We start from the raw sequence: 14,379 nt of genomic DNA on the forward strand, positions 1-14,379 counted from the left end.
GAGTGCGGCCGCACCTACGGGCCGAGGAGTGCGAGGGGAACGACGGCGACTCCGTCCGGCCGCCGATAGGCGTAGCGTCCGGTCGTGACCAGCAGGAGGTCGGCCACGTCGTCCCCCATCTTGTCGCGGAGCCAGAGCAGGTGGCGGACGTCCTTGTCCTCGACGGTAGCGGCGAGTTTCACCTCGATACCGACAACCTGGCCTTCCCGTCCCTCGACGATCAGGTCGATTTCGCGATCCCCGTTCCCGGAGCGCAGATGCCCGACGCGGGCGCGTGCGGCCTGAGCGGACACTCGCACTCCTAGTGTGACCAGGGATTCGAAGAGCGGGCCGGACATGTGCGCACCTCGCGGTGACGCCAGCGAACGCGCTGTGAGGTTGAGCAGGCGTGCTGAGAGCGCCGGGTCGGCCAACTGGTGCTTCGGCGCCTGCTGGAGGCGTGCGAACGGGCTGAGGCTCGGACTCCAGCCCGGAACCGGGTCCAGGAGCCACAGCTTCGCCAAGTGTTCCCGGTAGGCGATGGTCGTCACCTTCGTCGGCTGGGTCCCGTCGCCGGGGGTCGTCGCATCGAGCAGAGTCGAGTACTTGGCCGTCGTAGACGATGCCGCCGCGTACGCGCCGAGCCAGCGGCGGAGCGTCTCCGGGCGCCGTGCGCGGAACCCGGTTTCGGGCAGGTCGCGGTCGACGATTCGCTGCAGGTAGGCGTCCAGCATGTCCTGTCTGAACTCGCGGGGCAGCTCCGTCATGCCCGGGAAACCACTGGCCTCGATCGCCTCGAAGTACTCCCTGGTGGCGACTTTCGTGGTGCCTGAGACGTCTTTCAGCCCTCCGCTCAGGGCATCCAGAAGGCTGACGGTTGGACGTTCGAAACCGCGCTCGTGGAATGCCATGGGGCGCATGCGCAGTGACAGGATTCGACCGGAGCCGCTGTGGGTCCCCTCGACGGATGCCGGCGTCGCGCTCCCGGTCAGAAGGAAGCTGCCCGGGGCGGCCCCGTCGTCGACTTGGCGGCGGACGGAATCCCAGATCTGCGGGAGGCGCTGCCATTCGTCGATGAGTGCAGGTGCGCCCCCTCTGGTCAGCAGGCCCGGGTCGGACTCGAGGACGGCACGTTGATCGCCGTCGTCGAGCATCCACGTCGAGGAGGCTCGACGAGCAGCGGATGCCGTCTTTCCCACGCCTTTCGGGCCCTCGATGGCGATCGCGGGAGCCGTGCGGAGGAGCTCGTCCAGTTGGCCATCAAGGGTGCGAGCGCGGTAGTCCATGGTAGCTAGACTATACCTCTAGCAGGGCTCTTACTATACCTTGAGCACAACTTGGACTATACCTCTAGCATGATCCGGCTCTTCCTTCCGCCAGTGCTAGGCGACTTGATCAGTCCCCGAGAGCGGCATGGCAGCCGTCGAACGCCATCGGGCCATCCTCGCACTTGTGTTTCCACGTGACGCCAAGGCTGCTGCCGAGCCTTCTAGCTGGTGGCGAGGCGGTGGCGGTTGGCGTTCACCCAGGCGGCGATGTCGCGCGGCGAGGCGGGCAGGTACGGCGGGAAGAATGCACCGTCGCCGCCGGTGTAGGACTTCTGCGACGCGTGAACGCGAGCCGCCCTGCCGGTGAGGGCCCCTTCGTAGGCGGCCATTCCCTCCGGTGTCAGCCGCAGGACGCCGTGGGTTTGCGGGCCCTGGGTGACGTGCCCGGCGCCGGCCACCGCCTCCCACGGGATCAGCGGCCGGCGGGTGATCAGGACGCCATCGGCCGTGAACGTCAGGCTCCGCGGCTTGAAGAAGAGGTAGACGCACGTCGGGACGCCCATGACGCCGAAGAAGAGAAGAGCCAGTACGCCGGCGATGGCAGCAAGCGGCCTCTCCACACCCAACATCCAGAAGCCTGCGGCGACGAACACGAGGCAGCCGAGCAATGCCAGCACGGACACGTGCCGTCCAGTGCGGAAATGCAGCGTACCGGTCGAGTCGAAGGCGCGATCCCACTCGGGGAAGCGCGAGGCGGCGGGGGCGTCACGGGTCATGGGTGCTGTCCTTCGTCGATGCTCTTCGGTTCCCCGGATCGGCTGCAGCGGGGCACGCGTTCCACCCTAGCTACGGTTCGCAGGCACTGGAGGACGCCTGTGGATAAACGCTGGGCTCGGTCGGATTTCCGGCACCGCGAGCGGTTCTCGGAGACCCCGTTCCGTCTCATGCGTGCCTCGTTGCCGAGGCTGAGGTGTGACGGGATTATGATCGTCACAGGGGTACAACGCGCCCGGCGCCGGAGCCCCTTCCACTGCTTCCCCGGGAGTTTTCATGTCCAGTGTCGGGCTTCTCTACGTCGGCGCCGTGCTCTGCGTCAACGGTCTGATTCAGATCGGTCTCGTCCGCCCGCGCGGCGCCACCGTCCTCAACTTCACCGTCGGCGCCATGCAGGTGGTCTTCCCGACGATTCTGCTCGCCGGCACGGACGGCGATCCGGCGGCGATCCTGGCGGCCTCCGGCCTGTATCTCTTCGGCATCACCTACCTCTGGGTCGGCGCCATCGGCGCCTTCGACCTGCCCGCCGAGGGCTTCGGCTGGTTCAGCCTCTACGTGGCGGTCACGGCCGTCGTGTTCGGCGGGGCCGCCGTCGTTCTGCAGTCGGACCCGGTCGCGGCCGCGATGTGGTGGCTGTGGGCTGCACTCTGGTTCCTCTTCTTCCTCCTCGATGCCCTCGGCTGTACCTGGCTGCGGGGTCCGACCGGCTGGTTCGCGATCTTCTGCGGACTCGGCACGTGCACGGTCCCGGCGCTCCTCCAGCTCCTCGGGCTGTACGCGCCCTCCGCAGCCGCCGGCGCTGCCCTTGGCCTGGCGGGCGCGACGGTCCTGGCCTTCGCACTGTTGCGCGGCCGCCGCTCCCTGCCGGTCGCAGCCGGCGATGGGGCGGCAGGTCCTGGCGGGCCGGACTCGACGCGGATCCCCGCGCGGATCGTCATCAGGGGTTAACGAGACGACGGCCGTTGCGCCCCCGGAAAGTCCGGGTGGTGCAACGGCCGTCAGGTCCCGAGCGGCATCGATCAGCCGAAGTACTTCTCCATGGTGCCCTCGTGGGCCTCGCGGAGCTCGTCGATGCTTGCCGTGAACTGGCCCTGCACCTCGAGTGCGCCGGACTGCGCGTCGACGACGCCCAGTCGCGCGACCGGGAAGCCGCGGGCCGAGAGCATGTCGTTGAAGCGGACCTCTTCCGACCGCGGCACCGCGACAACAGCGCGGGCCTGCGACTCGGAGAAGAGCGCGGTGAACGCGTCGATCCCGTCGCGCTCGCACACGTCGTCGAGCGCCACGCGGGCGCCCACACCGTGGCGCAGGACCATCTCGGCCAGGGCTGCGGCGAGGCCGCCCTCGGAGAGGTCGTGCGCCGCGTCGATCATGCCGTCGCGGGAGGCGTTGATCAGCAGCTCGCCCAGGAGGCGCTCCTTCGCCAGGTCCACCTTCGGCGGCGTGCCGCCCAGATGGCCGCGCAGGTTCGCGAACTCGGAGCCGTCCAGCTCGTCGGCCGTGGTGCCCATGAGGTAGATCGCCTGGCCGTCGGCGTCCGCGCGCCAGCCCGACGGCGTGCGGCGGGCGACGTCGTCGAACTTGCCGAGCGTCGCGACGACCGGCGTCGGGTGGATCGCCTTGTCGCCGGTCTGGTTGTAGAGCGAGACGTTGCCGCCCGTGACCGGGACGCCGAGTTCCATGCACGCGTCCGAGAGGCCGCGAATGCCCTCGGCCAGCTGCCACATCACGTCCGAATCCTCGGGGGAACCGTAGTTGAGGCAGTCGGAGACGGCCGCGGGCACGGCGCCGGAGGTTGCGACGTTTCGGTACGACTCGGCCAGGGCCAGCTGCGCGCCGACGTACGGGTCGAGGTAGGTGTAGCGGCCGTTGGCGTCCGTGGCGATCGCGACGCCGAGGCCGGACTCCTCGTCCACGCGCACCACACCGGCGTCGTCCGGCATCGCGAGGGCGGTGTTGCCGCCAACGTAGCGGTCGTACTGGCGGGTGATCCACGACTTGTCGCACATGTTCGGGCTGGCGATCAGCTCGAGCACGGCGGCCTTGAGCTCGTCGCCGGTCTGCGGCAGGATCGCCGCGTTGACCGAGCCACGGAACGTGTTGGCCTGGAGCTCGTCCTGCCACTCCGGGCGGGCGAACGGGCGGTCGTAGACCGGTCCGTCGTGGGCGACGGTCTTCGGGTCGACGTCGACGATGACCTCGCCGTTCCACGTGATGATCAGGCGGTCGTCGTCGGTAACCTCGCCGAGCCACGAGTACTCCACGTTCCACTTGGCCATGGTCGCCTCGAACGCCTCGACGTTCTCCGGGGTCACGACGGCCATCATGCGCTCCTGCGACTCCGACATCAGGATCTCGCCCGGAGTCAGGGTTGGGTCGCGCAGCAGCACGTCGGTCAGCTCGACGCGCATGCCGCCGTCGCCGTTGGACGCCAGCTCGCTCGTTGCGCAGGAGATGCCCGCGGCGCCGAGGTCCTGAATGCCCTCGACGAGGGAGCCCTTGAACAGCTCGAGGCAGCACTCGATGAGCACCTTCTCGCTGAACGGATCGCCGACCTGGACGGCCGGGCGCTTGGACGGCTTCGAGTCGTCGAAGGACTCCGAGGCCAGCACCGAGGCGCCGCCGATGCCGTCGCCGCCCGTGCGGGCCCCGAAGAGGACGACCTTGTTGCCGACGCCGGAGGCGTTCGCGAGACGCAAGTCCTCGTGGCGCAGCTTGCCGACGGCCAGGGCGTTGACCAGCGGGTTGCCCTGGTAGATCGGGTCGAACACGGTCTCACCGCCGATGTTCGGCAGGCCGAGCGAGTTGCCGTAGCCGCCGATGCCGGAGACGACGCCGTGCACCACGCGCTGTGAGTCCGGGTGGTCGATCGCGCCGAAGCGCAGCGGGTCCATCACGGCGATCGGGCGGGCGCCCATCGAGATGATGTCGCGCACGATGCCGCCGATGCCAGTCGCCGCGCCCTGGTAGGGCTCCACGAACGACGGGGAGTTGTGGGACTCGATCTTGAAGGTCACGGCCCAGCCGTCGCCCAGGTCGGTGACGCCGGCGTTCTCGCCGATGCCGACCATGAGGTCCTTCTTCATCTCGTCCGTGACCTTGGCCCCGAACTGGCGCAGGTGGTTCTTGGTGGACTTGTAGGAGCAGTGCTCGCTCCACATCACGGAGTACATCGCGAGCTCGGCGGCCGTCGGGCGGCGGCCGAGGATCTTCACGATCTCGTCGAACTCGTTCTGCTTCAGGCCCAGCTCGGCCCACGGCAGGTCGACGTCCGGGCTCGACGCCGCGTTCTCGACGGTGTCGATGTTGAATTCCTTCTCGGTTGCCTCTGTGGTCACTTGGCGCCTCCAACAAGGGTGGTCAGGACGGAGGTGAAGAAGCCCAGGCCGTCGGTTCCGGTGTGGTCGGGTCCGTAGCCCGCCTCCACGGCGTGCTCCGGGTGCGGCATCAGTCCGACGACGTTGCCCGCCGCGTTGGTGATGCCGGCGATGTCGCGGCGCGAGCCGTTGGGGTTCCAGCCGACGTAGCGGAAGGCCACGCGGCCCTCACCCTCGAGCTCGTCGAGGGTCTTCTCGTCGGCGACATACTGGCCGTCCTGGTTCTTCAGGACGATCGTGATCTCCTGGCCGGACTCGTACTGGTTGGTCCACGCGGTCTGGTTGTTCTCGACGCGCAGCACCTGGTCGCGGCAGATGAACTTCAGGTGGTCGTTCTTGATCATCGAGCCCGGCAGCAGGTGCGACTCGGTCAGCACCTGGAAGCCGTTGCAGATGCCCAGCACGGGCAGCTTGGCGTCCGAGTTCGCGGCGTCGACGATCTTGTCCATGAGCGGCGCGAACCGGGAGATCGCGCCGGCACGCAGGTAGTCGCCGTAGGAGAACCCGCCCGGGATGACGATCGCGTCGACGTCGGGCAGCTCGGTGTCGGCGTGCCACAGGGACACGGCCTCGCCGCCGGCCAGACGCACGGCGCGCGCGGCGTCGCGGTCGTCCAGGGTGCCGGGGAAGGTCACGACGCCGATGCGGGCGCCGGAGAGCGCGGTGGTCGGCGCCGAGTAGTCGCCGATGAGGGGGAGGTCCGTCATGACTAGTCCTCGACCACCTGGACGTTGACGACGTCCTCGATCACCGGGTTGGAGAGCAGCGTCTCCGCGGCCTCGCGCGCCTGCTGCAAGATGGTTTCGGTCACCTCGCCGTCGACCTTGAGCTCGAATCGCTTGCCCTGGCGGACGCCGGAGAAGGCGTCGAATCCGAGGCGGGGCAGCGCGCCCACGATGGCCTTGCCCTGGGGGTCCAGGATCTCGGGCTTGGGCATGACATCAACAACAATCCGGGGCATCCGGTGCTACTCCTGTGGGCGAGGGGTGGGGGTCATCGTCCGCGGAGGGTCCAGGCGCCGTCTCACGCCTCAGGCGCTCCGCGAGCTTGCGACCCAAGTCTACCGGGCGCGGAGCCTTTCCGTGTTCAGTGTGAAAGCGTGCGGTCCGGGGCGGATTCCCATAGCCTGCTGATCAGGAGAGCCGCTCGACCGGAACCACGAGGTCAGGCATTGACGCGAGGAGGCGTGATGGCGCGAAGGGCCGTGATCGGGCTGGACATCGGCACGGGGTCGACCAAGGCCGTCCTGACCGACGCCGGTGGCGAGATCCTGACGACGGCGGTGCGTCACCACGCGATGTCGATGCCGCACCCCGCGTGGGCGGAGATGGACGCCGAACGAGACTGGTGGGGCGACGCCGTCGCCTGCCTGCGTGAACTCGCCACGGCCGGAGCCGACCTGGACTGCACGATCGAAGCCGTCTGCGTCTCCGGACTCGGGCCCGCCGTCGTCGCGGAGTCGGCGACCGGTCACGTCCGCGGCCCGGCGATCCTCTACGGCGTCGACACGCGAACCGGCGAGCAGATCGAACAGCTCAACCGCGGCCTCGGCCCGGCCCGCATCCTGGAACGGGGCGGGACCGCGCTGTCCTCGCAGGCCGCGGGCGCCAAGCTCCTCTGGTTGGCCCAGCACGGCGCCCTTGAACCGGGGGACCGGTTCTTCTCGTCTCATACGTTCGTCACGTGGCGGCTCACCGGGGCGTACTACCTGGACCACCAGACCGCGAGCCAGTTCGACCCGTTCTACGACATGCGGACGGGTGCGTGGGCTGACGACTGGGCCGGGCGCTTCCTGCCCGGGTGCGAGCTGCCTCAGCTGCGCTGGCCCGGCGAGATCGTCGGCGAGATCAGCGCCGCTTCGGCGGCGTCGACCGGGCTCGTCGCCGGCACGCCCGTCCTGGCCGGAACCATCGACGCCTGGGCTGAGGCGTACTCGGTCGGGACGACGTCGCCCGGGGACGCGATGCTCATGTACGGGTCGACGGTCCTGGCGATCTCCTCACTCGCGGGCTTCCGGAGCCACCCGGGGCTCTGGGCGACGACGGGAATCACGCCCGGATCGCACACCCTCGCCGCGGGGATGTCGACGAGCGGGTCACTCATGTCGTGGATCCGCGACCTCTGCAGCGGGCAGTCGTACGAGGACCTCATCGAACAGGCTCGCGCGGTGCCGCCGGGGTCAGACGGCCTGCTGATGCTGCCCTACTTCGCCGGCGAGCGGGCCCCGGTCTCGGACCCGAAGGCGCGCGGCGTCATCGCGGGGCTGACGCTCGGCCACGGCCCGGGGCACCTCTTCCGCGCGGGGTACGAGTCCATCGCGTTCGGCGTCCGGCAGATTCTGAATCTGCTGGGCGAGGCTGGCGCCGCGCCGACCCGGATCGTGGCCGTCGGCGGCGGGACCCAGGGTGGGCTGGGCCCGCAAATAGTCTCGGACGTCTGCGGGGTAGAACAGCACGTGCCCCGCACCGTCATCGGCGCCAGCTACGGCGATGCGCTCCTCGCCGCGCAGGCCGTCGGGCTCGCGGGGGCGGACGAGAACTGGTGCAGCCTCGACCGGATCATCGCGCCGGACCCGGGGCACCGTGCCGACTACGACGAGCTCTATGCGAATTACTCCCGGCTCTACGCGGCCACGCGGCCGATCGTGCACGACCTCGCGGACTTCGCCGCCGCACGCGAATCGTCGGCTGAAACTCGTCCGCCCTCAGCTCGTCCGCCCTCAGAATGACGCGTTGCCTGGGGGCTGACGCACGAGGTGGCTACCCGGCGGCAGCGATCGTTTCATCGGCCCGCGAGACGGCGAGCTCGTGTAGTGCGGAATGCTCCTCCAACTGGGCATCGGAGATTTCTGCCACGGGCGGCATGAGCGTGTACCCGGTCACGACAAGGTAGCCGCCCAGGGCTGTGATCCGCGCGTAGTCGCGCCTCTCGGGCACGAGCGACTTTTCGTTCGCGTCGTGCATGTGCGTGATCGTCGCTACCGTGTCGTCGACTGTGGGCTCAAGGCGTTCGAGAGTGACGGTCGTGGGCTCCCGCCCCGACTCGGGTACTTCGGTGGGCTCGCACTCATCGATTCTCGCGTCGAAGACCTGCACGAGGTCCCGATCCTGATCCGTGCGGAAGACGGAGGACGTGACGACGGTGGTGGAGTCCCCAGCGGAGGTCGTGAAGATACGCGAAGAACCCGGCGCGGGCTCGGTGATGACGCCTGCCAGATCGCCTACACAGATGGCCAGGTCCCCCGGGTCCGTGAGTCGGCCGTCAGCCAAGTTCAAAGCCTCCGTGCCCTCTTCCGTCCAGCCTTCGCCCGGCATGTCGGAGACTGAGAGGAGGGCGTCGTCGAGTTCGATGGACGATGCCGCGTCGGTGGGTTCCGGTTTCTCGGAATCACTGACGCTCGGGGAACTCGATAGGGGCGCCGACGGGGACGCAGAGCAACTCGTGAGAAGAAGCGCGGGAACGGCCAAGGACAGTGCGATTCCGTGGACGGGTCTCATGTCCCGACGTTAGCACAAGGGGTGGATCCCCGGGTGTCTTTTTGGTTGAGAATCCGGCTGATCAACTGGTCTCGTAGGCTGGTTGCATGTCCCAGAACACCGACAACGGCCTGCGCTGCCCGTGCGGGACCGGCGAGACCTACGGGCAGTGCTGTGGCCGCTTCCACGCCGGGTCCGCCGCGCCGACCGCCGAGGCCCTCATGCGCTCGCGATATTGCGCGTACGCGCTCCTGGCGCGCGACCCGCACCGTTTCGGCGCGTACCTGCACGAGACGTGGGACCCCGCGACCCGCCCCGCACTTGCCGAGTTGCGCGAGCCCGGCCCCGAGTGGGTTCGCCTGCAGATCCTCGGCACCACGGGCGGCCCGTTCGATGACACCGCCACCGTCGAGTTCGTCGCCCTCTATCGCGACGACGACGGGGCCCGTCACCGCATGCACGAACACAGCAGGTTCCGCCGCGAAGGCGGCCCCTGGCTCTACATCGATGGCGACGTGCGCTGAACCGCGCTGCGTGCACGCCGCCTCCGTGCTCGCTCCCGCCGGGGGTGGCCGGCTGTCAGCTCAGCGCTCGAGGGTGACCGTGCGTAGATCCAGGCGGCGCAGCACGACGTCGGCGGCCTCCGGGTCCGTGCCCGGCGCCTTCCGCGCGGCGAGGACCTCGCGTCGGGCTGCGTCGAGGGCCTCGCGCTGGACCTGATCCATGACCGCGAGGGTCTGGCGCAGCAGATGCATCTTCTTCGGGTCGGATTCGGCGTCCGTCTCGAGCAGCGTGTGCAGCGACTCCATCCGTTTGGCCAGCACCGCTCGGCGTTCAGGCGACAGCTTCTGCGCGGCCGTGGAGTTCTTCACGGCGTCGAGCGCGACCGCCTGGGCCCGCCGGGCCAGCAGGTGCTCCTGGCGCTCGAGGTCCGCGCGATCGTCGGGCAGCTTGAGCCGGCGCATGAGCGCGGGCAGCGTCAGACCCGGCACCACCAGGGTCACGAGCAGGACGGCGCACGCGGCCGCGATCACGAAGTTCCGGCCCTCTAGTGGCTCGCCGGCTGTCGTCGTCGTGGGCAGGGCGAGCGCGAGCGCGAGTGTCGCCAGCCCGCGCATGCCGCACCACGTGAGCACCAGGACCTCCTTGAGCGAGCCGGGCACCTTGTTTCGGCGCTCGGTCCCGCCGAGCCGCAGGATCCCGTACATCCACCCGAAGCGGACGAGCAGCACAGCCACGCAGACCACCAGAATGCCGGGGATGAATCCGATCAGGTCGGCGCCCTCGTCCTCGATGACGTAGCGCATCTCGATCCCGACCAGGCCGAACGCGACGCCGGTCGTCAGCAACTCCACAACCTCCCAGAACGACGCGCGCGTCAACCGCTCCTCGGAGTCCTGCGGGCGGGCCCGCCGCCCCAGCTCGAGGGCGGTGACGACGACGGCGACGACGCCCGAGCAGTGCAGCTCCTCCGCCAGCAAGTACACGGCATACGGCGCGACGAGCGTCGTCGCGGAGCGGGCGACGAGGTTCGGCACGAACCGGTTCAGCGCACCGACGAGCCAGGCCATGCCCAGGCCCAGGATGCCGGCGCCGGCCGCACCGAGCAGGAACGCGGGGATCACGCCCCAGCCGACCTCGCCTCCGCTGACGGCCGCGGCGACGGCGGCCTGGAAGATGACGATCGCCATCGCGTCGTTGAAGAGGCCCTCGGTCTGCAGCGTCGAGACGAGGCGGCGGGGCATGTTCACTTTGCCGGCGACGGCCTCGACGGCTACGGGGTCCGGTGGGGCCACGATCGCACCCAGGGCGATCGCGGCCGGCAACCCGATGGCCGGGACGATCCACCAGGCGAGCCCGGCGACGACGGCGACCGTCGCCACGATGAGGAGAACGGCCAGCAGGATCAGGCTGCGCCATCGCAGCCGGAAGACCGACCACGAGCTGCGTTGCGCGGCCGCGAAGAGCAGCGGCGGCAGGAACAGCGGCAGGATCAGCTCCGGGTCGATCCGGATCTCCGGGATGAACGGCAGGAAGGCGACTCCGGCCGAGAACAGCAGCATGAGCACCGGGTAGGGCAGCCGGATGCGTTCGCCGAGCCCGACGACGAGCACGGTGCCGAAGAGGAGACCGATGAGCAGGATCAGGAAGTCCATGGGCTCAATCTATTGCACGTCGCAGTCGAGCCGGAGACACGGGCCGGACGGACGTCGTCGTACGGTGGGTCGCTTGCGGTCAGCTCGACGCCGCAGGGCCGGGCGCGGGGGTGTGCTCGTCGTGGTTGGACGAGGACCAGATGCCGACCAGGCGGGCCACTACAATCGTCAGGTAGAGGGTTGCACCAACCCCGTGGAACGTGACGAGCGAGCGCGACCAGGCGGTGGTCGCGAGGATGTCCCCGTAGCCGACGGTGGACATCGTCACGTAGCTGAAGTAGACGAGCTGTGGCCACGCGGGGGAGGCGTCCGGCGTGAGCGGATCGACGAAGCTGCCGGGCGCCAGCTGCTCGATGCCGGCGTACACCGCGCCGAAGAACCCGCCCAGGATCACGTAGATCGTCAGCGCCGCCAGGATCAGGGAGAGTCCGTCGGCGCGCTGGCGGCGGAACAGGAAGACGCCGAGCTTGCCGATGATCGCCCCCATGAAGAGGGCTACGGCGAACAGCATGATCACGGTGACCGTCGCGTTGTGCTGATTAAAGGAGTAGACGATGCCGATCGTCGTCGAGACGGCGCCGAGCACGACGAATGGAAGAAGCCCGCGGCCCTGTTCGTGCACGATCAGGAGGGCGAAGAACAGCATGCCGCCGTAGAGCGCCATGTAGAGGCCCGTCCAGAGTTCCCCGTGGAGAGTCGCCGGGTACCCGAACTGCAGGACGACGGCGAACGCGAGCATCAGTGCGAGGGAACCGCGCAGCCCGATCCGTGCGATGAGCCGGTCGGCGGCGGACCCGACGAACCGGTGCAGTCGGCTGCGCGGTGGCTGGGCGGTCTTCATCTGGCCTCCTGGACGTGTGGTGTTCACCGACAACCTACGGGCATCCGTAGGATGTTGCCATGTTCGAATCGCGCGGAGCCCTCGGAGTCCTGAGAAACCAACGTCCCGGAACGCACGGCGTGGGCGGCATGGAACTCTTCTTCGACCTCGTCTACGTCTTCACGATCATCCAGCTGTCCCACTTCCTGTTGCACCATCACTCGTGGCAGGGGGCCGCCGAGGCGGCTGTCCTTTTCGCCGCTGTCTGGTGGGGCTGGAACTACACCGCGTGGGCGATGAACTGGCTGGACCCGCAGCACGCGGCGGTCCGGGTGCTCCTGGCGTTCCTCATGCTGTGCGCCCTGGGGATGGCGATCGCGATTCCCGAGTCGTTCGGGGATCGCGCGTGGCTGTTCGTCGGCGCCTACGTGACGTTCCAGATCGTGCGCAGCACCTTCATGGTGCTCGCCTTCCGGGGCCAGCAGATGGGGCGGAACTACGCGCAACTGCTGTCTTGGAGCGGCATCGCGAGCGTCGTCTGGATCGCCGGGGCGGCCGCGCCGGAGGAGTACCGGCTGGCGATCTGGGCGCTCGCGGTCGTCGTCGACTACGCGGGGCCGCTCGTCGGATTCTGGCTGCCAGGCGTCGGCACGAGCGACATGAGCACGTGGCCACTTGACGAGCCGCACCTGGCCGAGCGCAGCCGGCTGGTCTTCATCATCGCCCTCGGCGAGTCGATCCTCATCCTCGGCGGCGTCCTCCTGGAGGCGGAGCTGACCGCGGCGGTCGTCACGGCCGCTGTCATGGGGTTCTGCGCGATCGTGATCCTGTGGTGGCTGTACTTCTCGGCGCGACACGGCAACGCCGCCCACGAGGCGCCGGATCTCGACCAGGCGTCGCAGGTGGCTCGCGCGGCATACGCGTATGCGCATGCATTCATGGTGGCGGGCGCCATCGTGGCCGCCGTCGCGATCGAGCTCGTCGTCGCGCATCCGCTGGACAACGAGGGCTGGCCGGTCGCGCTCACCCTGTCCGCCGGCCCGGCGCTCTTCCTCCTGGGCAATATCGTCTTCGTCGCCGCGCACACCGGCCGCGCACCGAAGTCGCGCATCGTCGCCCTGATCCTGCTGGCGGTCGTCCTGCCGCTCAACGCCCTCCTCATCAACCTCCTGGCCGGAGCGGTGGTCACCCTGATCCTGCTCGGTCTCTTGCTGGCCACGGTGACGCTCCGCCAGTCGTCCCGGCCCGAGGTGCCGGCGCACTAACGGACGACCTCTCAGCAGCGACGACGCAGTGAAAGTGAGGACCGAGTGAAGGCGATGAATCCCTTGGAGGAGCTCTCGCTCGCCCAGCTCAGGCAGCGCAAGAGTCTGAAATGGCGGGCCCACCCCGACGACGTCCTGCCGCTCTGGATCGCCGAGATGGACGTGCGCCTGGCACCCGCGGTGGCCGACATGCTGCACGCGGCCATCGCCCGCGGCGACACCGGCTACCCGTCCGGGCACGCCTTCGCAGAGTCCCTGCAGGGCTTCGCGCGGCGGCGCTGGCGGTGGGACGGCATCGACGTGCGCCGGGTCCGGCTCGTTCCCGACGTCATGACGGGTGCCGTCCAGGTGTTGCGCCTGGTCACGGACCCGGGCGACGCCGTCGTCGTCACCTCACCCGTGTACGCGCCGTTCTATGCCTACGTCACGCACGACGACCGGCAGGTTCTCGAGGCGCCCCTCGGGGCCGACCTACGGATCGACCTCGGCACGCTCGAGGACGCGTTCCGGCGGGCCCGCTCCGGAGGCGGCAAGGCCGCCTTCCTCATGAGCAATCCGCACAATCCGACCGGCACCGTGCACACGGCGGCCGAACTGACGGCGGTCGCGGAGCTCGCACGCCGGTACGGGGTGCGCGTCGTGGCCGACGAGATCCACGCTCCACTGGTGCTCCCCGGGGCCTCTTTCACGCCCTACCTCAGCGTGCCGGGCGGCGAGGACGCGTTCTCGCTGATGTCGGCGACCAAGGGCTGGAACCTCGCGGGTCTCAAGGCGGCCCTGTCCATCGCGGGGCCGGAGGCCGCTGACGATCTGCGCCGGATGCCCGAGGAGGTCGGGCACGGGGCGTCGTACCTCGGCGTCATGTCGCACACGACGGCGTTCGAGCACGGGGACGCGTGGCTCGACGCCCTGCTCGTCGGGCTCGATGCCAACCGGTCGCTGCTGGGCGAGCTCGTCGCTGAGCATCTGCCCGGCGTGCGCTACCACACGCCGGAGGGGACGTACCTGGCCTGGCTCGACTGCCGCGGACTGGGGCTGGAGGCGGAGGCCGCTTCGACGGGACCCGCCGTGGTCACGGAGCTCGCGGGTCCGGCGAGGTTCTTCCTCGCCGAGGCCAGGGTTGCCCTCAGCTCGGGCCACGTCTTCGGCACGGGCGGCGCCGGGCACGTGCGGCTGAACTACGCGACCTCGCGGGCTGTCCTGACGGAGGCCCTCACTCGCATGGGGGCTGCGGTGCGGGCCCGCGCATGATTGCAGCGCGCCC

13 protein-coding genes are annotated in these 14,379 nt (G+C 69.3%); 5 read left to right on the forward strand and 8 right to left on the reverse strand.

Translation table 11 applies throughout. The annotated features are described in order from the left end of the window. Positions 1-14: 14 nt before the first annotated feature. Positions 15-1,265 carry an ATP-binding protein gene (locus EV380_RS15920; protein ID WP_130451938.1) on the reverse strand — a complete coding sequence of 417 codons (1,251 nt, stop codon included), beginning with the start codon at positions 1,263-1,265 and terminating at the stop codon, positions 15-17. Positions 1,266-1,468: 203 nt separating this feature from the next. Beyond that, positions 1,469-2,023 (reverse strand): hypothetical protein, encoded by a 555-nt coding sequence (locus EV380_RS15925; RefSeq protein ID WP_130451939.1) that lies wholly within the window; start codon positions 2,021-2,023, stop codon positions 1,469-1,471. Between the two features lie 274 nt (positions 2,024-2,297). Here EV380_RS15925 and EV380_RS15930 point away from each other — a divergent pair, with 274 nt between their 5' ends. Further along, entirely contained in the window at positions 2,298-2,969 is a 672-nt protein-coding gene (locus EV380_RS15930; protein WP_130451940.1) for an AmiS/UreI family transporter, read from the forward strand. Between the two features lie 71 nt (positions 2,970-3,040). On the opposite strand, the gene purL is transcribed toward EV380_RS15930, so the two are convergent. The 3 genes from purL to purS are packed head-to-tail and all read right to left on the reverse strand — an operon-like array spanning position 3,041 to position 6,359. After that, complete coding sequence (gene purL / locus EV380_RS15935; RefSeq protein ID WP_130451941.1) at positions 3,041-5,359, reverse strand: phosphoribosylformylglycinamidine synthase subunit PurL; 2,319 nt, start codon at positions 5,357-5,359, stop codon at positions 3,041-3,043. Further along, positions 5,356-6,105: a phosphoribosylformylglycinamidine synthase subunit PurQ gene (gene purQ / locus EV380_RS15940; RefSeq protein WP_130451942.1), complete on the reverse strand. Its 750-nt coding sequence runs from the start codon at positions 6,103-6,105 to the stop codon at positions 5,356-5,358. The genes purL and purQ overlap by 4 nt, the downstream gene beginning before the upstream one ends. A 2-nt stretch (positions 6,106-6,107) precedes the next feature. After that, on the reverse strand, positions 6,108-6,359 hold the full coding sequence (gene purS, locus EV380_RS15945; protein ID WP_102158495.1) for a phosphoribosylformylglycinamidine synthase subunit PurS: 252 nt from the start codon (positions 6,357-6,359) through the stop codon (positions 6,108-6,110). 228 nt (positions 6,360-6,587) lie between these two features. Here purS and EV380_RS15950 point away from each other — a divergent pair, with 228 nt between their 5' ends. Then, positions 6,588-8,126, forward strand: coding sequence for an FGGY-family carbohydrate kinase (locus EV380_RS15950; RefSeq protein WP_130451943.1), 1,539 nt, complete (start codon positions 6,588-6,590; stop codon positions 8,124-8,126). 31 nt (positions 8,127-8,157) lie between these two features. On the opposite strand, the gene EV380_RS15955 is transcribed toward EV380_RS15950, so the two are convergent. Further along, positions 8,158-8,667, reverse strand: a complete 510-nt coding sequence (locus EV380_RS15955) for a hypothetical protein (RefSeq protein WP_130451944.1) — start codon at positions 8,665-8,667, stop codon at positions 8,158-8,160. 314 nt (positions 8,668-8,981) lie between these two features. Here EV380_RS15955 and EV380_RS15960 point away from each other — a divergent pair, with 314 nt between their 5' ends. After that, positions 8,982-9,398 carry a YchJ family protein gene (locus EV380_RS15960; RefSeq protein ID WP_130451945.1) on the forward strand — a complete coding sequence of 139 codons (417 nt, stop codon included), beginning with the start codon at positions 8,982-8,984 and terminating at the stop codon, positions 9,396-9,398. Positions 9,399-9,458: 60 nt separating this feature from the next. Here the strand turns inward: EV380_RS15960 and EV380_RS15965 are convergent, their stop codons facing one another. Both EV380_RS15965 and EV380_RS15970 read right to left on the reverse strand, forming a co-directional pair. After that, complete coding sequence (locus EV380_RS15965; RefSeq protein WP_130451946.1) at positions 9,459-11,030, reverse strand: Na+/H+ antiporter; 1,572 nt, start codon at positions 11,028-11,030, stop codon at positions 9,459-9,461. A 79-nt stretch (positions 11,031-11,109) separates the two neighbouring features. After that, positions 11,110-11,871 carry an ion channel gene (locus EV380_RS15970; RefSeq protein ID WP_130451947.1) on the reverse strand — a complete coding sequence of 254 codons (762 nt, stop codon included), beginning with the start codon at positions 11,869-11,871 and terminating at the stop codon, positions 11,110-11,112. 59 nt (positions 11,872-11,930) lie between these two features. Here EV380_RS15970 and EV380_RS15975 point away from each other — a divergent pair, with 59 nt between their 5' ends. Then, positions 11,931-13,115 (forward strand): low temperature requirement protein A, encoded by a 1,185-nt coding sequence (locus EV380_RS15975; RefSeq protein ID WP_130451948.1) that lies wholly within the window; start codon positions 11,931-11,933, stop codon positions 13,113-13,115. A 54-nt stretch (positions 13,116-13,169) separates the two neighbouring features. After that, positions 13,170-14,366 carry a MalY/PatB family protein gene (locus tag EV380_RS15980; RefSeq protein ID WP_130451949.1) on the forward strand — a complete coding sequence of 399 codons (1,197 nt, stop codon included), beginning with the start codon at positions 13,170-13,172 and terminating at the stop codon, positions 14,364-14,366. Positions 14,367-14,379 lie beyond the last annotated feature (13 nt).

It is taken from the genome of Zhihengliuella halotolerans, assembly GCF_004217565.1.
Taxonomy (GTDB): domain Bacteria; phylum Actinomycetota; class Actinomycetes; order Actinomycetales; family Micrococcaceae; genus Zhihengliuella; species Zhihengliuella halotolerans.

What these genes read in the sequence shown, in the direction of transcription:
- EV380_RS15920 (WP_130451938.1), bottom strand. Translation starts at nt 1,265, where the DNA reads ATGGACTACCGCGCTCGCACCCTTGATGGCCAACTGGACGAGCTCCTC.
- EV380_RS15925 (WP_130451939.1), bottom strand. Translation starts at nt 2,023, where the DNA reads ATGACCCGTGACGCCCCCGCCGCCTCGCGCTTCCCCGAGTGGGATCGC.
- EV380_RS15930 (WP_130451940.1), top strand. Translation starts at nt 2,298, where the DNA reads ATGTCCAGTGTCGGGCTTCTCTACGTCGGCGCCGTGCTCTGCGTCAAC.
- purQ (WP_130451942.1), bottom strand. Translation starts at nt 6,105, where the DNA reads ATGACGGACCTCCCCCTCATCGGCGACTACTCGGCGCCGACCACCGCG.
- purS (WP_102158495.1), bottom strand. Translation starts at nt 6,359, where the DNA reads ATGCCCCGGATTGTTGTTGATGTCATGCCCAAGCCCGAGATCCTGGAC.
- EV380_RS15950 (WP_130451943.1), top strand. Translation starts at nt 6,588, where the DNA reads ATGGCGCGAAGGGCCGTGATCGGGCTGGACATCGGCACGGGGTCGACC.
- EV380_RS15960 (WP_130451945.1), top strand. Translation starts at nt 8,982, where the DNA reads ATGTCCCAGAACACCGACAACGGCCTGCGCTGCCCGTGCGGGACCGGC.
- EV380_RS15965 (WP_130451946.1), bottom strand. Translation starts at nt 11,030, where the DNA reads ATGGACTTCCTGATCCTGCTCATCGGTCTCCTCTTCGGCACCGTGCTC.
- EV380_RS15970 (WP_130451947.1), bottom strand. Translation starts at nt 11,871, where the DNA reads ATGAAGACCGCCCAGCCACCGCGCAGCCGACTGCACCGGTTCGTCGGG.
- EV380_RS15975 (WP_130451948.1), top strand. Translation starts at nt 11,931, where the DNA reads ATGTTCGAATCGCGCGGAGCCCTCGGAGTCCTGAGAAACCAACGTCCC.
- EV380_RS15980 (WP_130451949.1), top strand. Translation starts at nt 13,170, where the DNA reads ATGAATCCCTTGGAGGAGCTCTCGCTCGCCCAGCTCAGGCAGCGCAAG.